The 2,372-nt window shown below is 67.6% G+C and carries 3 protein-coding genes; all 3 read left to right on the top strand.

Annotation, left to right across the window (positions count from 1 at the left end):
- The first annotated feature begins 4 nt into the window (after positions 1-4).
- On the top strand, positions 5-520 hold the full coding sequence (locus FL344_RS07905) for a gamma carbonic anhydrase family protein (RefSeq protein WP_090492640.1): 516 nt from the start codon (positions 5-7) through the stop codon (positions 518-520).
- A gap of 41 nt (positions 521-561) precedes the next feature.
- Complete coding sequence (locus tag FL344_RS07910; RefSeq protein WP_141618074.1) at positions 562-1,032, top strand: Crp/Fnr family transcriptional regulator; 471 nt, start codon at positions 562-564, stop codon at positions 1,030-1,032.
- A gap of 407 nt (positions 1,033-1,439) precedes the next feature.
- Positions 1,440-2,219 carry a DedA family protein gene (locus tag FL344_RS07915; protein WP_141618075.1) on the top strand — a complete coding sequence of 260 codons (780 nt, stop codon included), beginning with the start codon at positions 1,440-1,442 and terminating at the stop codon, positions 2,217-2,219.
- The last annotated feature ends 153 nt before the right edge of the window (positions 2,220-2,372 follow it).

The following is a 2,372-nucleotide window of genomic DNA, read 5'->3' on the forward strand; positions in this document are numbered from 1 at the left end:
CCCCATGCCCCAGAGGCCATTCCGAGGTGTCTCCCCCCGCGTCCACCCGGGCTGCTTCGTGGACGACTCCGCCCAGTTGGTGGGTGACATCGAGGTGGGGGAGGACTCCTCCATCTGGTTCAACTGCGTGCTGCGCGGGGACGTGAATCCCATCCGCATCGGGAAGCGCACCAACGTGCAGGACCTGTCCCTGATTCATGTCACCAGCGGCAGGTCCGCCACCACGGTCGGGGACGACGTGACGGTGGGGCACCACGTCATCCTCCATGGGTGCACCATCGGTAACCGGGTGCTGGTGGGCATGGGCGCCACCGTGATGGACGACGCGGAAGTGGGGGACGACTGCATCATCGGCGCGGGAGCCCTGCTGACGCCGGGCACGAAGATTCCCCCAGGCTCCCTGGTGGTGGGCTCCCCGGGCCGGGTGAAGCGTCCCATCACCGAGGCGGAGCGTGAGTTTCTCTTGATGTCCGCGCAGCACTACGTGCTGCTCGCGGCCGAGTACCACACGGACCGCTGAGTCGCTCGCGAGCCTACGCTGGGCGTGTTAGGAGCACATCCATGGCTCTCGTGCCTGCCACAACGCTCAAGGCGTGTCCGCTGTTCAAGGGTTTCACGGACACCGGCATCCAGATTTTCGCCGGCGTCGCCGTCGCGCGTGCGTTCCCCAAGGGAACCGTGCTCTTCGCCGAAGGCAAGACGGGGGAGTCACTCCTCATCGTGGGTGAGGGCACCGTGCGCCTGAGCGCCAAGAGCGCCGGAGGTGAGGAGGTGTCCCTGGGCGAGGTCGGGTCCGGCGAGCCCCTGGGAGAGCTGGCCCTGGTGCAGAAGGGTGAGCGGCTGTGCACCGCCACCGCCGTCACCGACGTGTCGGCCCTCGAGATTCGCGCCGCGGATTTCCAGAAACTCCTGGCCACCAAGCCGCAAGCCTGCGTGAAGCTGCTGATGGGCATCGTCGCGCACTTCGGCCAGAAGGCCCGGGACAACCGGGACATGCTGCGCACGCTCATCGGAAAAGCGCCCGCGGCCTGAGCTGAAGGAGACGCCATCCGGGCGGGCGGTGGTTAAGCTGCGCGGCGGCGCTGCCTGCTCGGAATGAGTAGGGCCTGGTGGCCAGTGCTCCCACCTCGTTCCGCGGTGCGGGCCGAGGCGGCATGGGCCTCCTGGACGATTGGAACCCAGGTGGGCAGGCTGCCCGAAGGGGCGGCGCGACGTCGGGACAGTGGGGCAGCGGGAGGCGGCGGTCGGAGAATAAGTAGAGACGACGGGCGCCGAAGAGGGCCCAAGCAGAGGCCGGGTTTCAGGGATTTTTGTGGTCGGTTCCCCTTGTTGACCCGGAGTTTTGACGACCCGCGCCCGGTTGATGTCTGGGCGCTAGAGGGGCGGCCTCAGGTGACTGCCGGGGCGGGCCCTTCGGACGTGAACGGACAGGACGACGCGTGCAAGAACTTCTCACCAACCTCCTCGGCGACTCTCAGGGCTTCTTCGCCTATGCCACGGTGTTCGGCATCCTGGTGGCCTGCGGACTGGGTGTCCCTCTGCCGGAGGACATCTCCCTCATCCTCGGGGGCTTCCTGGCCCACAAGGGGGCCGCCAACCTATCGGTCATGATGGTGGTCGGCTTCGCGGGCATCATCGTTGGCGACAGCCTCATCTATCTCGCCGGCCGCCGGCTGGGTGGGCGGCTGGGACGTGAAGGCAGCGGTGGCTTCTTCGCCCGCATCGTCACACCCGAAAAACGCGCGAAGGTGGAAGGCCTCTTCGTCAAGCACGGCCAGAAGATCGTCTGCATCGCCCGCTTCATGCCGGGCGTGCGCGCCGTGACGTACTTCACCGCAGGCTCCGTGGGCATGTCCTACTGGCGCTTCATCTTCTGGGACGGCCTGGCCGCGCTGCTGTCCGCGCCCGTGTTCATCTGGCTCGGCTTCCACTTCGGTGGCGAGCTGGACACGATGATCTCCAAGTTCAAGGAAGGGCAGTTCGCCGTCATGGGCGTGCTGGCCGTGGCCGCCATCGGCTACTTCGTGTGGCGCCGCCGGCAGGCCGCGCAGCGCGCCCAGGCCGCCGCCATCGTGGAGCCCGTGGCGGTTCCCGCGCTGGTCCACGAGTCCGTGGCCGCGCCGCTGCGTCCCCAGGTGCCCAGCACGGGCGACGCCCTGTTCGTCGCGGCGCCGGAGCAGGCCGCCGCCGACAGCTCGCACGAGCTGCAGAAGTCGTAGGCGTTCGAAACAAAGGCGCCGGGGACAACAGCTTCCCCGGTGCCTTCCGTGGTTGCCGGGCTTCCGGGATCAGGGTCAGGATTGAGGGATAGCCTCAACGTCGACCTTCATCTGAGCCCGCGAATGCCCAAAATCCTTCTTCGTGCCTGTGCC

The sequence above is a fragment of the Myxococcus sp. AB036A genome, from assembly GCF_006547355.1.
Taxonomy (GTDB): Bacteria; Myxococcota; Myxococcia; order Myxococcales; family Myxococcaceae; genus Myxococcus; species Myxococcus virescens.

Coding starts and splice junctions, on each gene's coding strand:
- FL344_RS07905 (WP_090492640.1), top strand. CDS start 5: ATGCCCCAGAGGCCATTCCGAGGTGTCTCCCCCCGCGTCCACCCGGGC.
- FL344_RS07910 (WP_141618074.1), top strand. CDS start 562: ATGGCTCTCGTGCCTGCCACAACGCTCAAGGCGTGTCCGCTGTTCAAG.